Below are 17377 nucleotides of genomic sequence, written 5' to 3' on the forward strand. Positions count from 1 at the left end.
CAATGCGAATTGGTGTTTTTATCTGCCATTGCGGCAGCAATATTGCCGGAACCGTGGACTGTCCGTCCGTTGCGGCCACGGCCCTGACCTACCCGGACGTGGTTTTCGCCACGGACACGATGTATGCCTGTTCCGAGCCCGGGCAGGACGCCATCATCCAGGCCATCAAGGACAAGAATCTCGACGGCGTGGTCGTGGCCTCCTGCACCCCGCGCATGCACGAGCCCACTTTCCGCCGGACCGTGGAACGCGCCGGACTGAACCGTTACATGTTTGAAATGGCCAACATCCGCGAGCATGTCTCCTGGATCGGCAAATCAAAGGACCTGAACACGGGCAAGGCCGCCGAGCTGGTGCGCATGGCCGTGGAAAAACTGCGTCGCGACAAGCCGCTGATCCCCAAACGCTTCGAGACGGTCAAGCGCGTGCTGGTCATCGGCGGCGGCGTGGCGGGCATCCAGGCGGCGCTGGACTGCGCGGACGGCGGCCAGGAAGTCATCATGGTCGAGCGCGAGCAGACCATCGGCGGCAAGATGGCCAAGCTGGACAAGACCTTCCCCACGGTGGACTGCTCGTCCTGCGTTCTGGGCCCCAAGATGGTCGACATCGCCCAGCATCCCAACATTACCCTCTACGCCTGTTCCGAGATCGAAGCCGTGGGCGGGTATGTGGGCAACTTCCAGATCACCATCCGCAAGAAGGCGACCTACGTGAACTGGAAGGATTGCACGGGCTGCGGCCTGTGCGTGGAAAAATGCCCCAGCCGCAAGTTTCCCGACAAGTTCAACGAAAATCTGTGCAACGCGCCCTCCATCAACATCCCCTTTCCGCAGGCCATCCCCAAGAAGGCGGCCATCAACGCGGAATCGTGCATCATGTTGACCAAGGGCAAGTGTGGCCTGTGCGCCAAGGTCTGTCCGGTCAAGTGCATCGACTTCGAACAGAAGGACGAGCTGATCAACGTGGACGTGGGCGCCATCGTCGTGGCCACGGGCTATGACCTTTTCGATTGGCACAAGTACCCGCAGTACGGCGAAGGCCGCTACCCGGACGTGATCACATCCATGCAGTACGAGCGTCTGCTCTCGGCCTCCGGTCCCACCGGCGGGCACGTCAAGCGGCCCTCCGACGGCAAGGAGCCCAAAAACGTGGTCTTCATCCAGTGCGTCGGCTCGCGCGACAAGTCCGTGGACCGTCCGTACTGTTCGGGCTTCTGCTGCATGTACACCGCCAAACAGGCCATCCTGACCAAGGATCACATCCCTGATTCCCAGTCCTACATCTTCTACATGGACATCCGCTCACCCGGAAAGGGCTATGACGAGTTCACCCGCCGGGCCACGGAAGAATACGGGGCCCAGTACGTGCGCGGCCGCGTGGCCATGATCTATCCCAAGGGCGACAAGCTCATCGTGCGCGGTGCGGACACCCTGGCCGGCACGCAGGTCGAGGTTCCCGCCGATCTGGTCGTTCTGGCCGTTGGCGCCGAATCGGCCAAGGGCGCGGTGCAGCTGGGCGAAAAACTGCGCGTGGCTCCGGATCAGTACGGATTCTTCGTCGAGAGCCATCCCAAATTGAAGCCCGTCGAGACCAACACCGCCGGCGTGTTCCTGGCCGGCGCCTGTCAGGGCCCTAAGGACATTCCGGCCTCCGTCGGTCAGGGCAGTGCCGCCGCGGCCAAGGTTCTGGGCCTTCTGTCCAAGAAGGAGCTGGAATCCGACCCGGCAGTTTCCAGGGTCAACCCGGCCCGCTGCGTCGGCTGCGGCAAATGCATCCAGACCTGTCCGTTCGGAGCCATCAAGGCCATCGAGGATCGCTTCGGCAATCCGAAGGCCGAGGTCATCGACACGGTCTGTCAGGGTTGCGGCATCTGCACGGTGACCTGTCCCCAGGGCGCCATCCAGCTTGAACATTTCACAGATAACCAGATCCTCGCGGAGGTGAACGCCTTATGCCCGCCCAAGATGTTCGCGAATTACGAATAGTCGGCTTTCTTTGTAACTGGTGCTCCTACGGCGGCGCGGACACGGCGGGTGTATCCCGATTCACTCAGCCCACGGATCTGCGCGTCATCCGCGTGCCCTGTTCCGGCCGCATCGATCCGCTCTTCATCGTCCGTTCTCTCATGAACGGCGCGGACGGAGTGCTCGTGTCCGGCTGTCATCCCCGGGATTGCCACTACGCCGAAGGCAACTTCTATGCCCGGCGCAGGCTCGAAATGCTCAAGCGCTTCCTGCCCATAACCGGCATCGATGCGCGCCGTTTCGAATACACCTGGGTTTCGGCCTCGGAAGGTCAGCGTTGGCAGCATGTGGTCACGGAGTTCACGCGCCGCATCCATGAGCTCGGCCCCGCGCCGACCTTCAACCCGGCGTCCGAAGCGGACTGGAACACGCTGGCCGTCCAGGCTGGTCAGGGGCAGACTTGCCCGTGTCACGGATAGATTTGCAATAACAGGAGGACATATGTCCCAATTGGATGATCTCAAAAATGCCATCAAGAGCCACCTGGGCGAGCTTGAGTGCGTCATCGGCTGGGAGCAGGGCTATGATCCGCTCCATGCCACGCCGCTCTTCATCCGCACCGAGGCGGATCTGGATCGGCTCATCATAGGCCCCTTGGCCGTGCACAACCTGGCCACCTACCTGCCCGGGTTCAAGGGCAAGAAGATCGGTGTGGTGGTCAAGGGCTGCGACAGCAAGAGCGTGATCCAGCTCTTGAATGAAAACCTGATCAACCGCGAGAATGTCGTCGTTTTCGGCCTCTGCTGCGACGGCGTGGTCAGCCAGCGCAAGATCCGCGCGGCCCTGCCCGCCGATCCGGGATTCGTGGAGTCGGTGGAGGTTGGCGCGCAGGATCTCAAGATCTCCGTGGCCGGTCAGTCCGCGACCCTCAAACTCTCTGACGTGTTGGCCGACAAATGCCTGGTCTGCGCCACGCCCGACGCCATCATATCCGATGTGCTGATCGGCGCCGCGCACACTCCGGCCCCGGCCGCGAGCCTGGCCTGCCAGGATGAGTTCGAAGCCAAGAGCGACGCCGAAAAGCTCGCCTTCTGGCAGGAGACCATGAGCCGCTGCATCCGCTGCTACGCCTGTCGCAACGCCTGTCCCATGTGCGTCTGCCGCGACTATTGCATCGCGACCAGCCGCGATCCCCTCTGGATCAGTCAGGACAATTCCCCGGCCGAGAACATGATGTTCCAGATGGTGCATGTCTCGCATCTGGCCGGACGCTGCACGGAATGCGGCGAATGCGAGCGGGCCTGTCCCGTGGACATTCCGCTTATGCTGCTGCGGCGCTGGATGAACAAGCAGGTCAAGGACGTGTTTGAACTGCAGGCAGGCACGGCTCTGGAACAGACCCCGCCTCTCTTGACCTTCAAGGTCGAGGAAGAGCGCATCAACGAGCGAGGCTGGTAATGGAACGATTCATAACAAAAGAGAACCTCATCCGTTTGGCCGAGGAGCTGACCGCCACCTGCCGCGTGCTCGCGCCCGTGGCCAGTTGCGGCACCGTGACCTTCCGCCGTTTTCTGCCGGGGATGGTCCTTGACATGCACTCGCGCATGGCGGCCGTCTCCCCCAAGGCCGCGACCTTTCCGCAGACGGAAACCCTGCTGACGGTCAAGCGCGAGATCCCGGAGAAGAAGCCGGAAATCACCGAGACCCTGCCCGAGGGCAAGAACGTGGTCATCGGCTGCCGTCCGTGCGGGGCACGCGGCAAGCTCATCTTCAATCCGGTCTACGAAACGGACAAGACCAAGGATCCCTACTATATTACGCGTCGGGACAACACGGTCTTCATTTCGCTGGCCTGCGACCGTCCCGAGACGACCTGTTTCTGTCACAGCGTGGGCAGCGGTCCTGCCGATGCGGAAGGTTCCGACGTGCTCCTGACCCTGGTCGGGGAAGGGTATGTGGCGCGTTCGGTCACGCCTGCCGGCGAGGAAGTCATGAAGTCTTCCCTCTTCGCGGACGCGGGCGACAAGGGCAAGGAAGCCGACGCCAAGAACGTGAGGGCCAGGGAGCTGATGGGCGAGGCCCACGATTACGCTTCGGCCCCGGCCCAGCTTCTGGCCCGCTTCGACGACATGGACTTCTGGCAGGCCCAGTCGGCCAAGTGCATCTCCTGCGGAGCCTGCACCTACATGTGTCCGACCTGCTACTGCTTCAACATCACCGACGACGACCTGGGCCTTGAGAGCCGGCGCATCCGCTCCTGGGACAACTGCATGTCCCACACCTTCACCCTGGAAGGCAGCGGCCACAACCCGCGTCCGACCAAGGCGCATCGTCTGAAGAACCGCGTCGGGCACAAGTTCAGCTACTATCCGGACCTGCACAAGGGCGTCATCGCCTGTTGCGGGTGCGGCCGGTGCATCAAGCAGTGCCCCGCCGGAGTCGATATCCGGCAGATCGTGAAAGCAGCACAGGAGTACTCCGAATGAATGCCAATCCCTATCTCCCGGACATGGCCACCATTGTCGAAGTGATCCAGGAGACGCACAACATCAAGACCTTCCGCATCGTCATCAACAACGAAGAGCGCATGAAGGAGTTCACCTTCCGGCCCGGCCAGGTGGGGCAGCTCTCGGTCTTCGGCGTTGGCGAGTCGACTTTTGTCATCAACTCCTCCCCGACCCGCAAGGACTACCTGCAGTTCAGCGTCATGCGCGTGGGCGAGGTCACGACCCGTCTGCACCAGTTGCAGCCCGGCGACCAGATCGGCGTGCGCGCTCCTCTTGGCAACTCCTTCCCGGTGGAGGACCTGAAGGGCAAGAACATCGTCTTCGTGGGCGGCGGCATCGGCATGGCTCCCTTGCGGACCCTGTTCACATACATGCTCGACAACCGTAAGGACTACGGTGACATAACCCTGTTGTACGGTGCGCGCAGCCCCGCCGACCTGACCTACAAGGCGGAACTGCCGGAGTGGACGGAACGCAAGGATGTGAACACCGTGCTGACCATCGACAACCCGTCCGAGGGCTGGGAGCACAAGGTGGGCCTCATCCCCAACGTGCTGCTTGAAATCAACCCCTCGCCCAAGAACACGGTGGCCATCACCTGCGGCCCGCCCATCATGATCAAGTTCACCTTGCAGGCTCTCAAAAAACTGGGCTTCGAGGATGAGAACATCCTCACCACCCTGGAAAAACGCATGAAGTGCGGAGTGGGCATCTGCGGGCGTTGCAACATCGGCACGAAGTACGTGTGCATGGACGGACCCGTCTTCACCTATGCCCAGCTCAAAGAGCTGCCCTCGGAACTGTAGCAACTGGTAGAAATACAAATGTCCAGGCTGTTCAAAAATGGTGAGATGCGAGGAACAAAGAAAATCCAGGCCCGAAGCGTATAGAGACATACGTGAGGGTCTAGATTTTCTGCAGTGACGAAGCAGGTCGCCGTTTTTGGACTGCCAGGTAGGAGGTTTTATGGCTGGAATATTCAAGGCAACGGACATTCTCCTGGCCGCCCAGGAAGTCGAAACCCGCGGCGAAGTCTTCTACAATCGTCTGGTCGAGACCACCACCGAGCCCAAACTCAAGGATCTGTTCTCCTTTCTTGCAAAGGAGGAGACCAAGCACCGCGAGATCTTCGCCAGGCTCTATGAGCGGGTGGGGGAAGTGGAGCTCCCGGCCTGGGCTGAGGAAGACGAGTATGTGGACTACCTCAAATATCTGCTCGATTCGCACACCCTTTTCCGCCTGGGCGACGTGAATCATCTCAAGACCTTCATGGGTACTCCCGAGGAGGCCATCGAAACGGCCATGGGATTCGAGAAGGACACGATCATGTTCTTCCTCGAAATGCGCGAATTCGTGCCCGAAGGGGACAGAAAGCACGTGCAGGCCTGCATCGACGAGGAGCGCACTCACCTGCGCCTTTTGGCGGGTATGCTGCGTAAATAGAAGGTTTTGTAAGACCATCCTCCTAGGGGCTTTCGGGTGCGAATCCGGGAGCCTCTTTTTTTCGTTTTTTGCCAGGAACCTGCTACATGGCTGCGAGTTCACATTGCGCTAACGTCACAATTCGGTTAAAGTTTTCGGCGACGGAACAGGGGGCAAGGGCGCGTGAACCAACGCTTGAGCCGTGCCTTTTCAGGCGTCTCTTGTGCTTTCGTATCGAGCCTTTCGCGGCACTGTCCCGAATGTGAACAGGGTGTGTTGTTGAATTGGTGCGTGATATTTTCGCAATTTTCTTTTCGAAAACGAACGGCCTGTTTCTATTGCGAACGTAGAAAATGAAGAGACCGGCTTGCCTGCCGCCTCTTTACGGCATCGGTTTTTTAGCGGCCTTGCCTTGATTTGCTGGTGCATCAGCCGCGTCGTCTGAACCAACACTGTAACAAGGAGATGATCATGAAGAAGGGTTTCTTGGGCTTTCTGGCCGCGGTGATGATCCTGGCCGTCGCCGTTCCCGGATTCGCGGATGAATGTACCTACCGCGGAATTCTGGACAAAATGTATTGCGACAACGACAAGGATCTGGTCGCCGACAACGCGCTCCCCGGCGAATGCAAAGATCCTTCCACCCTGGTTTTCACCTATACCCCGGTTGAAGATCCCGCCGTATATCAGGATCTGTTTGCCGATTTTCAGGCCCACATCAAGAAGATCACGGGCAAGGACGTCATCTACTACACCGTGCATTCCAACTCGGCCCAGGTAGAGGCCATGCGCTCCGGCCGCCTGCATATCGCTGGCTATTCCACCGGGCCCACCGGCTTCGCCGTGAACCTGGCCGGTTACGTGCCCATCGCCGTCAAGGGTGATGCCGAGGCGTTTCAGGGCTACAACCTGATCGTGATCGTCAAGAAGGACAGCCCCATTCAGACCATGGCCGATCTCAAGGGCAAGAAGGTCGCGCACACTTCCCCCTCGTCCAACTCCGGCAACCTGGCACCCCGCGCGCTTTTCCCGGCCCAGGGAATCGTGCCTGACGAAGACTACACCGTCGTTTACTCCGGCAAGCACGACCAGTCCGTCCTGGGCGTCGTCCACGGCGACTACGATGCCGCCCCGGTGGCCTCTGACGTGTACGAGCGCATGCTGCGCGCCGGTCGCGTGGATGAAGGCGCCGTGCGCATCATCTACACCAGCCCCCGTTTCCCCACGTCATCCTTCGGCTACTCCAGCCAACTCTGCCCGGATCTGGTCGAGAAGATCAAGGAAGCGTTCTACACCTATCGCTACACCGACGAGATGAAGAAGGCCTTTGACGGCGCGGATCGTTTCTTCCCCATCACCTACCAGAAGGATTGGGCGGTCATTCGCGATATCGCAGAGGCCACCGGCGCGAGTTACAACGAGGAAGGCCTCAAGGCCATGATCGCCAAGGAAAAGGCGGACGCGGAAAAGAAAGCCAAGAAGCAGTAATCACATACAAGGCATTATCGTGACGTCATCAAGCAATAACGGGAACGGGGGGAATGCCTCCCGTTCCCTGATCGTAAAAGATCTGGTCAAGGCTTACGTTCCGGGCAAGCCGGTTCTCAAAAACATCTCCTTCGAGGTACGGGGCTGTTCCACGGTGGCCATCATCGGCCCCTCCGGGACAGGCAAGAGCACGCTGCTGCGCTGCATCAACCGCCTCATCGACCCGACCAGCGGCACCATCACCGTGGCCGGACACGAAATCACGCGGCTTTCGGGCAAGGAACTGCGCCTGGCCCGGCACCACGTGGGCATGGTCTTTCAGGAATTCAACCTTGTGGAGCGCCTCTCGGTCATCGAGAACGTGCTCTGCGGCAGACTCGGATTCGTGCCGGTCTGGCGGGCCTGGCTGCGCAGGTTCGAGCAGCACGACATCGATCGGGCTTTCGAGCTGATCGACATGGTCGGCCTGAGCGAATTCGCCACCGAGCGGGCCGACGCCCTGTCCGGCGGGCAGCGTCAGCGCGTGGGCATCGCCCGGGCCGTGATGCAGAACCCCGACGTGATCATGGCCGACGAGCCCACGTCATCCCTTGATCCCAAGACATCCGTCGAGATCATGGGGCTTCTGAACGATTTCTCCAAGGCGCACGACATTCCGGTGCTGATCAACATCCATGACGTGAACCTGGCCAAGCGCTTCGCAGACCGGGTCATCGGCATGTCGCTGGGAAGCATCGTGTTCGACGGCCCGCCCTCGGAGCTGACGGACGATCATCTCAAGCAGATCTACGGCGGCGAGGACTGGTTGTCATGAGCGCGGTCAACACCAGAAGAGCCTTCAAGCCCAACTGGCTTGCGCGCCTTGGGTGGCTCGCCGTGATCGGCTATTGCGTGCTCGCGTTCTGGTCCCTGGACATCACCTGGGACCGTTTCGTGATCGGCCTTGAGAATGGCGCGAAATTCCTGGGGAGCATGATTCCGCCCAATTTCGAGCGCTGGAAGCTGTTGCTGGGCAACCTTCTGGAGACGCTTGAAATCGCGGTGATCGCCTCGGCGTTCGGCGTGGCCTTCTCCCTGCCCATCGGCCTGGCCGCCTCGCGCAACCTGATGCCGACCTGGGCGACCTGGCCGTCCCGCATTCTCATTGCCATCTGCCGCTCCTTTCATCCGGTCATCTTTGCCATCCTGTTCGTAAAGGCGGTGGGATTCGGCCCGCTGGCGGGCATCCTGACCCTGATCTTCGCGTCCATCGGCTTCATCGGCAAGCTCTTCGCCGAAGCCATCGAGGAGATTTCCCTCAAGCCGGTGGAGGCCTGTCGGGCCGCCGGAGCCCCGTTCATGAGCGTCATCCTGTATGCCGTGCTGCCGCAGGTGCTGAATCGCTTCATCGGGTTCGCCACATATCAGTTCGACGCGAACATCCGCAATTCGACCATGGTCGGAATCGTCGGCGCGGGCGGCATCGGCGGGACGCTGTTCGCGGCGTTTCAGCGCTTCGACTACGACTTCCTGGCCGCGATCCTCATCTCGATCATCATCCTCGTCATGCTCGGGGAATACCTCGCATCCATAGTCAAGGCGGTGTTCAATGACTAGTCGCACCTGGGAGCGTTTCACTCCCGCTCAAAGACTGGCCCGGTTTGCGATCTATCTGGCCGCGGTCACCGCCCTGGTCGTTTCGATGCGCACGGTGCAGATCGTTCCGGAATTCCTGTACGATGCCCCGACCCAGATGGCGGACATGTTCGCACGCATGTGGCCGCCGGACATTGCCCACTACCGCGAAGGCGTGCACGAGGCCCTGGTCGAGAGCATGCACATCGCGGGCATGGGCACCATTCTGGCGCTGGTCATGTCGCTGCCGGTGGCGCTGCTGGCCGCCAGCAACATCACCCCGATCCCGGCCCTGAACTGGCTGGCACGGCTGATCCTTGTCTCTTCGCGTTCGGTGAACACCCTTGTCTGGGCGATCCTGTTCGTGGCCGTTTTCGGCCCCGGCGCCCTAGCCGGGACCATCGCCATCGGATTTCGCTCCATCGGTTTTTGCGGCAAGCTCCTGGGCGAGGCCCTGGAGGAATGCAACAAGGGGCCGGTGGAAGCATTGAAGGCGGCGGGGGCCCCCTGGCCGAGCATCTTCCTTAAGGCTTACTGGCCCCAGGTTTCACCGGCCTTCTGGGGGATCACCCTGTTTCGGTGGGATATCAACGTGCGCGAGTCGGCGGTTATCGGACTGGTCGGCGCGGGCGGGATAGGCATGGCGCTGGACACGGCCATCGCCCTTTTTCGCTGGAATCAGGTCGCGCTCATCCTGCTGTGCATCTTTGCCGTGGTCATCGTGGCCGAGATCGTGGTCACGAAGATCAGGCAGAAAATCATCTAGCATTCATTGCATCACTGCAAAGACAAACCCGCGTCACGGAAAACCCAGAGTTTTCCGTGACGCGGGTTTCTCAGTTTCACGCCGGATGTTGTGGACGTTTGCCCTGACAGATGTCGAAGGCCGTGCGCATTTGCGCCGGGCTAGAAATCGAGTTGTCCCTGGTCGCTCAGGAAGCTCATGGTCGTGTGCCTGCGTTTGCCGTTTTCCAGATAGACCACGCTGTAGAAGCCCTTGGGCAGGACGATGTCCTTGACGCTTTTGGCCTTGATCTCGAAGGGGCCGAAGTCCTTGCAGGTCTGCTGGTTCTTGAACCACAAAACAAGAGGCCGGGACGAGGTGACGACCAGTCTGCCCTTGTCGAACGATTCGTCAGGGTTCCGGGGAGGGGCCTGGGCCGTCTCGGCTTTTGGCTTCGGAAGCGTCGCGGCGGGCGCTGGAGAGCCTTGGACAGTGTCGATGGAAGGCGCATCCGTATTCTTCGAAGTGGCCTTCGGAAGTGCCTGCGCCTCTGCCGAGGCGGCGCTTGGGAGCGCCTGCGCGTCTTCCGAAGTGGCGTTCGGGAGCGCCTGGGCCACGGTCGCGCAGCTTGCGTTCACTCCAAGTGCCTGCTCGGGCAGGGATGGCGCGATGTTGTCGCCGGATTGCGAATAGACCGGCGATGCCGGCTCGTTTTGCGTCATGCCGGTGCCTGGTCGCGGATCGGGCGTCATGATGTCCGCTTGCGGCGGGGTGCTGGTCTCATTGTCCGCGCCAGCGGTTTGCTCCGCCACGACGGCGGGGGAGGACCCGTTTTCCACGGCGGGCAAAAGTGCTTCGGACGCCTCGGGCTCGGCAGTGGCGGTTTGCCGCGACTGAATGAACAATTGCTCCAGGCCGAACAGACCCTGTCTGTGCGCGACGTAACCCGTGCATCCGGCGAAGAGCAAAAAGGTCATCCCGAGCTGCAGGAGGCTCGGCTTCCAGAGAACCTTCAAAGGCTTGGCCGGGGAGGGCGTCTCCGACTCCTCGGGCGTGACGGCGTAGAGGCGACCGCATTTCGGGCACTCTGCGGGAAAGAGTCCAAATTCTTCAGGGCTTGGCTGGTGGCGGCATGCGGCGCAGACGGGACGGTTTGATTTGAGTGAGGCCAGGGGTGCCTGGTCGGCTTGGGGCTCGTCCTCGTCGCCTGGTTCAGATCCGGTGTCGGCGTTCACCAGCCCGGTGAATTTATCGATCAGAACGTACATCCTGTCCGCAGGCAGGGCGTCATCGTGAGCCAGGATGGCCTGGACCAGATTCCCGGCCTCGACAACCAGCGCGCCGCGCACCGGACCCGCAATGCCGACGCTGGCCCGGCTGAAACACAGTACCGGGCAGGGGTGCACGCCGCCTGCGTACTGCAGATCCATGTGCCGGGTCAGCTTTTGGGTCAGGTTCCAGCACTGGGTCAGCATGTCCAGCATGAACGGCCATCCGTTCAGGCGCAGGGATTCGCCCGAGGCCGTGACATTTCCGAGATGGCTTCTGGTTCTGATCAGGAAGAGCCCGTTTGGGCCTATCACGGCGTGATCGAGCTGGTTGCCTTCGAAATGCAGATCATGAAAGACATGGTATTCGCTTGGGAGCTGCCGCAACGCCTTGCTCACGATCCGTGAGGCCTGGGAGTTTGTCTGCGAATGCGAGAAATGATGCGAGAAGGCGAGGCCGAGCTCTTCGAAGCGCAGAGTGGCCGCGATGAAGAAGACGGCGAAGATGGCGGTGATCCACGGCTGGTTTTGCCCGAATGCATACAGGCCTGCCCCAGCCGGCATCAGAACGAGAAGCAGGGGCAGGATGAGACGCAGCAGAATGTCCTTGTGGCGGGCAGAGGCCCGGGTATTGCCGCTTTGAACCGCTTTGCCGTGAATGTGTGCCATGACGCCTCGACCTGTTCTTGCGTTACGTAGTCCTTGCCTCGTGAAGTATAAGCCTTGGATCGGAAAATAAGTCAAGGTTTGCGCGTGTATGACAGCTGTCGCCATACACGTGCCTGCCGCATTGAAAGCGGACCCCGTGGCCGAACCTCAAGCCTGGCCGGGCCGGGATAGCGAGCAGGGGCGGCCCTTATTGCGCAAGAGGCGCAAAGCGGGCGGCGGTCATACGGGCCAGGTCTTCGGGAGCGAGTTCGATATCAAGGCCGCGCCGACCTCCACTGACCAGCATGGCGGGGTGGGCCTGTGCCGAGATGTCGATGAAGGTACGCAGCCGCTTTTTCTGTCCCAGAGGGCTGACCCCGCCAAGCACGTAGCCGGTGGCGCGCTCCACGAGGACCCTGTCGGCCATGGCCGCCTTCTTGGCCCCGGCGGCCTTGGCCAATTGCTTGAGCCCGAGCATGCTCTCCACCGGAATGACGGCCACCACCAGCTCCCCGCCCAGATCCGCGACCAGGGTCTTGAAGACCTGGCAGGGATCGACGCCGAGTTTTTCGGCCGCTTCCAGGCCGTAGGCCGTGCATGACGGGTCATGGTCGTATTCCCGTACGACGAATGTGATTCCTGCTTTTTTGGCGGCGTTTATGGCGGGGGTCATGGGGTGCGGCTACAAAGGCGGGCGGAAAAAGTCCAGTCCTGAAAATGAAGGCTGAAAAGGCACGGCGCGCAGGATCGCCGGAAGCGCCGTGCCGAAAGGGTCGTTAGCTTGCGGCCTGTGCCGAGGCCTGGATGTATTCCTTGATGTCGTCGATGGTCACCACGGGGAGCTCGTGGCGTCTTCCGAACTCCTGGATTTCGGGCATGCGGGCCATGGTGCCGTCTTCGTTGGTGACTTCGCACAGTACGCCGCAGGGCTTGAGTCCGGCCAGGCGCATGAGGTCCACGGTGGCTTCGGTGTGGCCTTCGCGTTCCAGAACCCCGCCCGGACAGGCGCGAAGCGGGAAGATGTGGCCGGGACGATGCAGATCCCCGGGGCGGGCATCGTCGGCGATGGCGGCCTGCACCGTGCGCACGCGATCGGCGGCGGACACTCCCGTGGTCACCCCCTGGGCGGCTTCGATGGAGACGGTGAAGGCAGTCTGGTAACGGCTGGAATTGTTGCTGACCATGGGCGCCAGGTCCAGGGCGCGGACTTTGTCCTCGGGCAGGCACAGGCAGACGATGCCGCTGCATTCGCGGATGAGCATGGCCATCTGAGCCGTGGTCAGGGACTGGGCGGCGAAGATCAGGTCACCTTCGTTTTCGCGGTTTTCGTTGTCGGTGACCAGCACCCCGAGGCCTTGTTGCAAGGCCGCAAGGGCGCGTTCGACCCGGACGCGGGGAGGGGTGTTTTCAAAACTTTCTGAAAACTGATTCACGGTGGTTCTCCTTGGAATTGAACGTGAATCAGGGCGCGGCTGAAAAGAACCGTTCACGCCCGTGAACGGTACGCCGTCTTCTCTTTCATCCGGACTGTCACCGTCGGCTCCGGCTTCGCACCGGATCTGCTGACCTCCCGGACCTCCGGGAGCGCTCGCGGGCTCCCCGCCGTGAAGCGGGATACCGCCGGTGGGGAATTGCACCCCGCCCTGAGAAGTGGGCACCATGCGCGGCGAGGCGGGCGCTGTCAACGGTGCGAAGGCCGTAAAAAGTCCTGTATGACAAAATGGCAAATTCGACCATTGCCTCGCGCACGGTAACGGGGTAGAGTGCTTCAATAGAGAACATGCCACAAGGATTTTCCCTTGTGGCTTTTTTTTCCCGCAACGTTACTTCAAAGGATCGAACATGACAGAAAATCAAATACAAGCAGGCAGTTCCGTCGAGTCCCTATGCAAGAAATGCAAGACCGTGACCGATCATCACGTGGTCGTCATGTCCGGCGAGAAGATCGCCAAGGTCGAGTGCAAGGTTTGTAACGCACGTCACGCCTATGTGTCGCCAACTGCCGAGCCCAAGGTCAAGAAACCCGCCACCCCTCGTCCCAAGAAGGCTGCCCTGGCTTCCAGCAAGCAGGCCCAGGCTCTGCTCGAACAGTGGGAAAAGCTGGTCACCCCCTGCGCCAAACCCCTGTCCTACAGCATGGAGCGTACGTTTCAGATCGGCGATGTCATTGATCATCCCACCTTTGGTCTGGGTTATGTTCAGAAACTGATGAAGCCCTGCACTGCCGAGATCCAGTTCAAGGACGCCATCCGCAACATGCGCTGCGGGATGTTCAAGTAGGTTTTCAGGCCCTCTTTTCCTGCCGCCAGCCCTCAAACGGCCGCCTGTCCGGATTTGCGCCCTTAGAAAGATCCGCTTTTTTCGTTTCTTTCCTTCTTGACGTCGCACGAAAGGTGCGCGTAATGGAAAAATAGTGTCGTGCGCCGTGTGTTGTGCGCCGTACGACCAACTCCACATCGGCTTCAGTCAAGGAAGCCGTTTTTTATGCTCCACGAGGAAAAAATGCCCACCATGCAGAAAAATGACAATATCAGAAATATCGCGATCATCGCACACGTTGACCATGGCAAGACCACCCTGGTGGACGTCATGTTCCGACAGTCCGGAGTTTTCCGGGACAACCAGGCCATGGACGACCGCGTCATGGATTCCATGGATCTGGAGCGCGAACGCGGTATCACCATCGCCGCCAAGAATTGCTCCGTGCGCTGGAAAGGCGTGAAGATCAATATCGTCGACACCCCCGGCCACGCCGATTTTGGCGGGGAAGTGGAGCGCGCCCTGTCCATGGTCGACGGCGCGGTGCTGCTGGTGGACTCCTCCGAGGGCCCGCTGCCCCAGACCCGGTTCGTGCTCAAGAAAGCCCTGGACGCGAGCCTGCCCATTCTGGTCGTGGTCAACAAGATCGACCGCGCCGATGCCCGGCCGCAGGAAGTGCTGGACGAGGTCTACGACCTGTTCATCGATCTTGGCGCCGACGAGGACCAGCTCGAATTTCCGGTGCTTTACGCCATCGGCCGCGACGGTGTGGCCTCTCCGGTGCTTGATGAGCCTGGCAAGGATCTTTCCTGCCTCTTCGACCTCATCCTGGAGCACATCCCCGGCCCTCGTTTCGATCCTGCCGCACCCTTTCAGATGCTTGTCTCGGATCTGGGGTATTCGGATTACCTGGGTCGCCTGGTCATCGGCAAAATCAAGGCCGGTCTGCTGCAGGACAAGGCCGATCTTCTGTGTATGGGCGAAAACGACCAGCTCGCCTTCCGGCCGGCCAAGATTCAGGCCTACGAAGGAATGCAACTCAAGGATCAGGCCGCCATCGAGATGGGCGACATCGTGGTCATGGCCGGCCTGAACAAGGTCAGCATCGGCGACACCATCTGCCTGAAGGAAAGCCCGGTGCGCCTGAAGCGCATCGACGTGGACGAGCCCACCGTGTCCATGCGCTTCACCATCAACACCTCGCCTTTTGCCGGACGCGAGGGCAAGATCGTGCAGTCGCGCAAGATCAAGGACCGTCTCGAAAAAGAGGCCCTGACCAACGTGGCCATCCAGGTCGAGGAGAGCGAGGACAGGGACTCCATGATCGTCAAGGGTCGCGGTGAATTCCAGCTGGCCATCATCATCGAGACCATGCGCCGCGAAGGCTTCGAGCTGGGCGTCGGTCGTCCCGAGGTCATCTACAAGAAAGAAGGCGGCAAGCTCCTTGAGCCCATGGAACACGTTTACGTGGACTGCGACGAGGCCTTCATGGGCGTGGTCACGGAAAAACTGTCCATCCGCCGGGGCAAGCTGCTCAATCTGGTCAACAACGGCAGCGGCCGCGTGCGCATGGAATTTTCCGTCCCGTCCCGCGCTCTCATCGGCTACCGGGACGAATTTCTGACCGACACCAAGGGCACGGGCATCATGAATTCCCTGTTCGACGGATACGGCGAGTACCGGGGCGATTTCCCGACCCGTTTTTCCGGTTCGCTGGTCTGCGACCGTCAGGGTCAGGCCGTGCCGTACGCGCTTTTCAATCTGGAGCCGCGCGGCCGGATGTTCGTGCGTCCCGGTGATGCGGTCTACGAGGGCATGATCGTCGGCGAGCACAACCGCGATAACGACATCGACATCAACCCCTGCAAGGAAAAAAAGCTGACCAATATGCGCGCCTCGGGCAAGGATGAGGCCATCATCCTCACCCCCGTGTTGCCCATGACCCTTGAGATGGCGCTCAATTTTATCCGCGACGACGAGATGGTCGAGATCACTCCCCTGAACATCCGCCTGCGCAAGATCGAGCTTTCGGCCCAGAAACGGCACAGCATGGTCGCGCGCAAGAAGAAGGTCGAAGGAAAATAGAGATGCAGAAGAAAGTCCATGACGTGATCATTGTCGGCGGCGGTCCGGCCGGTCTGTTCGCGGCCTATCATCTGGCCGAGCACGCAAGCCTCGATGTGCTTGTGATCGAGAAGGGTCGCGACTCGCTGATCCGCAACTGCCCCATGACCGAGGCGCAGGACTGCATCCACTGCAAGCCCTGCAACATCCTGGCGGGCATGGGTGGTGCGGGGCTCTTTTCCGACGGCAAGCTCAACTTCATACCCAAGCTGGGCAAGACCGACCTGACCCAGTTCATGAGCCTGGGCAAGGCTACAGAACTCATCGACGAGACCGAGGCCATCTTCAACCGCTTCGGCATGGACGGAAAGGTCTATCCGACCAACATCGACGAAGCCCGCTCCATCCGCAAGGAGGCCCGCAAGTTCGGCATCGACCTGCTGGTCATCAAGCAGAAGCACCTCGGCAGCGACAACCTGCCCGGTCACATCACCGGCATGGTCGAGTACATCAAGTCCAAGGGCGTGACCGTGCGCACCAAGGAGGAGGTGGTCGACATCCTGGTCGAGGGCGGCAGGGTGCGCGGCGTGACCACGGCCAAGGGCGAGTATCTGGCGGATAACGTCATTCTGGCTCCGGGCAGGGTGGGGGCCGAATGGGTCGGCCAGCTCGTGCAGCGCCACGGTCTGGCCGTGACCCAGCGCGGCATCGAGGTCGGGGTGCGCGTGGAAGTGCACAACGAGATCATGCAGGACCTGTGCTCCATCATCTACGATCCGACCTTCTTCATCCGCACCTCCAAGTACGACGACCTGACCCGTACCTTCTGCACCAACTACGGCGGGTTCATCGCCCAGGAAAACTACCAGGATTTCGTCTGCGTCAACGGCCATGCCTACATGGACAAGAAAAGCGAGAACACCAACTTCGCCTTCCTGTCCAAGGTGGTCCTGAACGAGCCCGTCACGGATAACCAAGCCTATGGCGAATCCATCGGCCGCCTGGCGACCCTGATCGGGGGCGGAAAGCCCATCCTGCAGCGTTTCGGCGATTTGAAGCGCGGCCGCCGCTCCACCTGGAACCGCATCCGCAACAGCTACATCGAGCCAACCTTGAAGAAGGTGGTCTGCGGCGACATCGCCATGGCCCTGCCCGAGCGCATTCTGGCCAACCTGGTCGAGGGCCTCGAAAAGCTCAACCAGGTCGTGCCGGGCGTGGCCAACGACGAAACGCTCCTGTATGCGCCGGAGATCAAGTTCTTCGCCACGCAGGTGGAATGCGACGAAAATCTGCAGACCGCTATCGGGGGACTCTACGTGGCCGGAGACGGACCCGGAGTGGCTGGAAACATCGTTTCGGCCGCGGCGACGGGCCTCATCCCCGCCAAGAGCATTATTACAAAGGGCTAGGCTTCATTTC

16 protein-coding genes and 1 riboswitch are annotated in these 17377 nt (G+C 60.9%); of the genes, 13 read left to right on the plus strand and 3 right to left on the minus strand.

Features of this window, described 5'->3' with window-relative positions:
* The first annotated feature begins 2 nt into the window (after positions 1 to 2).
* From BMZ24_RS15475 to phnE (BMZ24_RS15520), 10 genes are all read left to right on the plus strand, one after another.
* Positions 3 to 1985 carry a CoB--CoM heterodisulfide reductase iron-sulfur subunit A family protein gene (locus BMZ24_RS15475; RefSeq protein ID WP_092193665.1) on the plus strand — a complete coding sequence of 661 codons (1983 nt, stop codon included), beginning with the start codon at positions 3 to 5 and terminating at the stop codon, positions 1983 to 1985.
* The gene (locus tag BMZ24_RS15480; RefSeq protein WP_015773069.1) at positions 1952 to 2443 is read left to right on the plus strand and encodes a hydrogenase iron-sulfur subunit; all 492 of its coding nucleotides are present in this window, start codon (positions 1952 to 1954) and stop codon (positions 2441 to 2443) included. Before BMZ24_RS15475 ends, BMZ24_RS15480 begins: the two co-directional genes overlap by 34 nt.
* 22 nt (positions 2444 to 2465) lie before the next feature.
* Positions 2466 to 3422: a 4Fe-4S dicluster domain-containing protein gene (locus BMZ24_RS15485; RefSeq protein WP_092193666.1), complete on the plus strand. Its 957-nt coding sequence runs from the start codon at positions 2466 to 2468 to the stop codon at positions 3420 to 3422.
* Entirely contained in the window at positions 3422 to 4450 is a 1029-nt protein-coding gene (locus BMZ24_RS15490; RefSeq protein ID WP_092193667.1) for a 4Fe-4S dicluster domain-containing protein, read from the plus strand. Before BMZ24_RS15485 ends, BMZ24_RS15490 begins: the two co-directional genes overlap by 1 nt.
* Positions 4447 to 5277: an FAD/NAD(P)-binding protein gene (locus BMZ24_RS15495; protein WP_092193668.1), complete on the plus strand. Its 831-nt coding sequence runs from the start codon at positions 4447 to 4449 to the stop codon at positions 5275 to 5277. The genes BMZ24_RS15490 and BMZ24_RS15495 overlap by 4 nt, the downstream gene beginning before the upstream one ends.
* 160 nt (positions 5278 to 5437) lie before the next feature.
* Positions 5438 to 5914: a ferritin-like domain-containing protein gene (locus BMZ24_RS15500; RefSeq protein ID WP_092193669.1), complete on the plus strand. Its 477-nt coding sequence runs from the start codon at positions 5438 to 5440 to the stop codon at positions 5912 to 5914.
* A 450-nt stretch (positions 5915 to 6364) separates the two neighbouring features.
* Positions 6365 to 7381, plus strand: coding sequence for a phosphate/phosphite/phosphonate ABC transporter substrate-binding protein (gene phnD, locus BMZ24_RS15505; protein ID WP_092193670.1), 1017 nt, complete (start codon positions 6365 to 6367; stop codon positions 7379 to 7381).
* 19 nt (positions 7382 to 7400) lie between these two features.
* Positions 7401 to 8195 carry a phosphonate ABC transporter ATP-binding protein gene (phnC, locus tag BMZ24_RS15510; protein WP_092193671.1) on the plus strand — a complete coding sequence of 265 codons (795 nt, stop codon included), beginning with the start codon at positions 7401 to 7403 and terminating at the stop codon, positions 8193 to 8195.
* Complete coding sequence (phnE, locus tag BMZ24_RS15515) at positions 8192 to 8977, plus strand: phosphonate ABC transporter, permease protein PhnE (RefSeq protein WP_092193672.1); 786 nt, start codon at positions 8192 to 8194, stop codon at positions 8975 to 8977. Before phnC ends, phnE (BMZ24_RS15515) begins: the two co-directional genes overlap by 4 nt.
* Positions 8970 to 9761 carry a phosphonate ABC transporter, permease protein PhnE gene (gene phnE, locus BMZ24_RS15520; protein WP_092193673.1) on the plus strand — a complete coding sequence of 264 codons (792 nt, stop codon included), beginning with the start codon at positions 8970 to 8972 and terminating at the stop codon, positions 9759 to 9761. Before phnE (BMZ24_RS15515) ends, phnE (BMZ24_RS15520) begins: the two co-directional genes overlap by 8 nt.
* A 140-nt stretch (positions 9762 to 9901) precedes the next feature.
* Here the strand turns inward: phnE (BMZ24_RS15520) and BMZ24_RS15525 are convergent, their stop codons facing one another.
* The 3 genes from BMZ24_RS15525 to ribB form a co-directional block, all read right to left on the minus strand.
* Positions 9902 to 11656 carry a nuclease-related domain-containing protein gene (locus tag BMZ24_RS15525; RefSeq protein WP_161949187.1) on the minus strand — a complete coding sequence of 585 codons (1755 nt, stop codon included), beginning with the start codon at positions 11654 to 11656 and terminating at the stop codon, positions 9902 to 9904.
* Between the two features lie 187 nt (positions 11657 to 11843).
* On the minus strand, positions 11844 to 12308 hold the full coding sequence (gene ybaK, locus BMZ24_RS15530; protein ID WP_092193675.1) for a Cys-tRNA(Pro) deacylase: 465 nt from the start codon (positions 12306 to 12308) through the stop codon (positions 11844 to 11846).
* 103 nt (positions 12309 to 12411) lie between these two features.
* The gene (ribB, locus tag BMZ24_RS15535) at positions 12412 to 13068 is read right to left on the minus strand and encodes a 3,4-dihydroxy-2-butanone-4-phosphate synthase (RefSeq protein ID WP_092193676.1); all 657 of its coding nucleotides are present in this window, start codon (positions 13066 to 13068) and stop codon (positions 12412 to 12414) included.
* A 73-nt stretch (positions 13069 to 13141) separates the two neighbouring features.
* Positions 13142 to 13290, minus strand: a riboswitch (FMN riboswitch).
* Between the two features lie 187 nt (positions 13291 to 13477).
* On the opposite strand from ribB, the gene BMZ24_RS15540 reads away from it, so the two are divergent.
* From BMZ24_RS15540 to BMZ24_RS15550, 3 genes are all read left to right on the plus strand, one after another.
* Entirely contained in the window at positions 13478 to 13915 is a 438-nt protein-coding gene (locus BMZ24_RS15540; protein ID WP_092193677.1) for a hypothetical protein, read from the plus strand.
* Between the two features lie 222 nt (positions 13916 to 14137).
* Positions 14138 to 15979 (plus strand): translational GTPase TypA, encoded by a 1842-nt coding sequence (typA, locus tag BMZ24_RS15545; protein ID WP_425266283.1) that lies wholly within the window; start codon positions 14138 to 14140, stop codon positions 15977 to 15979.
* 2 nt (positions 15980 to 15981) lie between these two features.
* Positions 15982 to 17367 (plus strand): NAD(P)/FAD-dependent oxidoreductase, encoded by a 1386-nt coding sequence (locus BMZ24_RS15550; RefSeq protein WP_092193678.1) that lies wholly within the window; start codon positions 15982 to 15984, stop codon positions 17365 to 17367.
* Positions 17368 to 17377 lie beyond the last annotated feature (10 nt).

The sequence above is a fragment of the Desulfomicrobium norvegicum genome, from assembly GCF_900114595.1.
GTDB classification, from domain to species: Bacteria; Desulfobacterota; Desulfovibrionia; order Desulfovibrionales; family Desulfomicrobiaceae; genus Desulfomicrobium; species Desulfomicrobium macestii.

Coding starts and splice junctions, on each gene's coding strand:
- BMZ24_RS15525 (WP_161949187.1), bottom strand. CDS start 11,656: ATGGCACACATTCACGGCAAAGCGGTTCAAAGCGGCAATACCCGGGCC.
- phnE (WP_092193672.1), top strand. CDS start 8,192: ATGAGCGCGGTCAACACCAGAAGAGCCTTCAAGCCCAACTGGCTTGCG.
- ybaK (WP_092193675.1), bottom strand. CDS start 12,308: ATGACCCCCGCCATAAACGCCGCCAAAAAAGCAGGAATCACATTCGTC.
- BMZ24_RS15540 (WP_092193677.1), top strand. CDS start 13,478: ATGACAGAAAATCAAATACAAGCAGGCAGTTCCGTCGAGTCCCTATGC.
- BMZ24_RS15495 (WP_092193668.1), top strand. CDS start 4,447: ATGAATGCCAATCCCTATCTCCCGGACATGGCCACCATTGTCGAAGTG.
- BMZ24_RS15500 (WP_092193669.1), top strand. CDS start 5,438: ATGGCTGGAATATTCAAGGCAACGGACATTCTCCTGGCCGCCCAGGAA.
- BMZ24_RS15475 (WP_092193665.1), top strand. CDS start 3: ATGCGAATTGGTGTTTTTATCTGCCATTGCGGCAGCAATATTGCCGGA.
- BMZ24_RS15550 (WP_092193678.1), top strand. CDS start 15,982: ATGCAGAAGAAAGTCCATGACGTGATCATTGTCGGCGGCGGTCCGGCC.
- typA (WP_425266283.1), top strand. CDS start 14,138: ATGCCCACCATGCAGAAAAATGACAATATCAGAAATATCGCGATCATC.
- phnE (WP_092193673.1), top strand. CDS start 8,970: ATGACTAGTCGCACCTGGGAGCGTTTCACTCCCGCTCAAAGACTGGCC.
- phnD (WP_092193670.1), top strand. CDS start 6,365: ATGAAGAAGGGTTTCTTGGGCTTTCTGGCCGCGGTGATGATCCTGGCC.
- BMZ24_RS15480 (WP_015773069.1), top strand. CDS start 1,952: ATGCCCGCCCAAGATGTTCGCGAATTACGAATAGTCGGCTTTCTTTGT.
- BMZ24_RS15490 (WP_092193667.1), top strand. CDS start 3,422: ATGGAACGATTCATAACAAAAGAGAACCTCATCCGTTTGGCCGAGGAG.
- BMZ24_RS15485 (WP_092193666.1), top strand. CDS start 2,466: ATGTCCCAATTGGATGATCTCAAAAATGCCATCAAGAGCCACCTGGGC.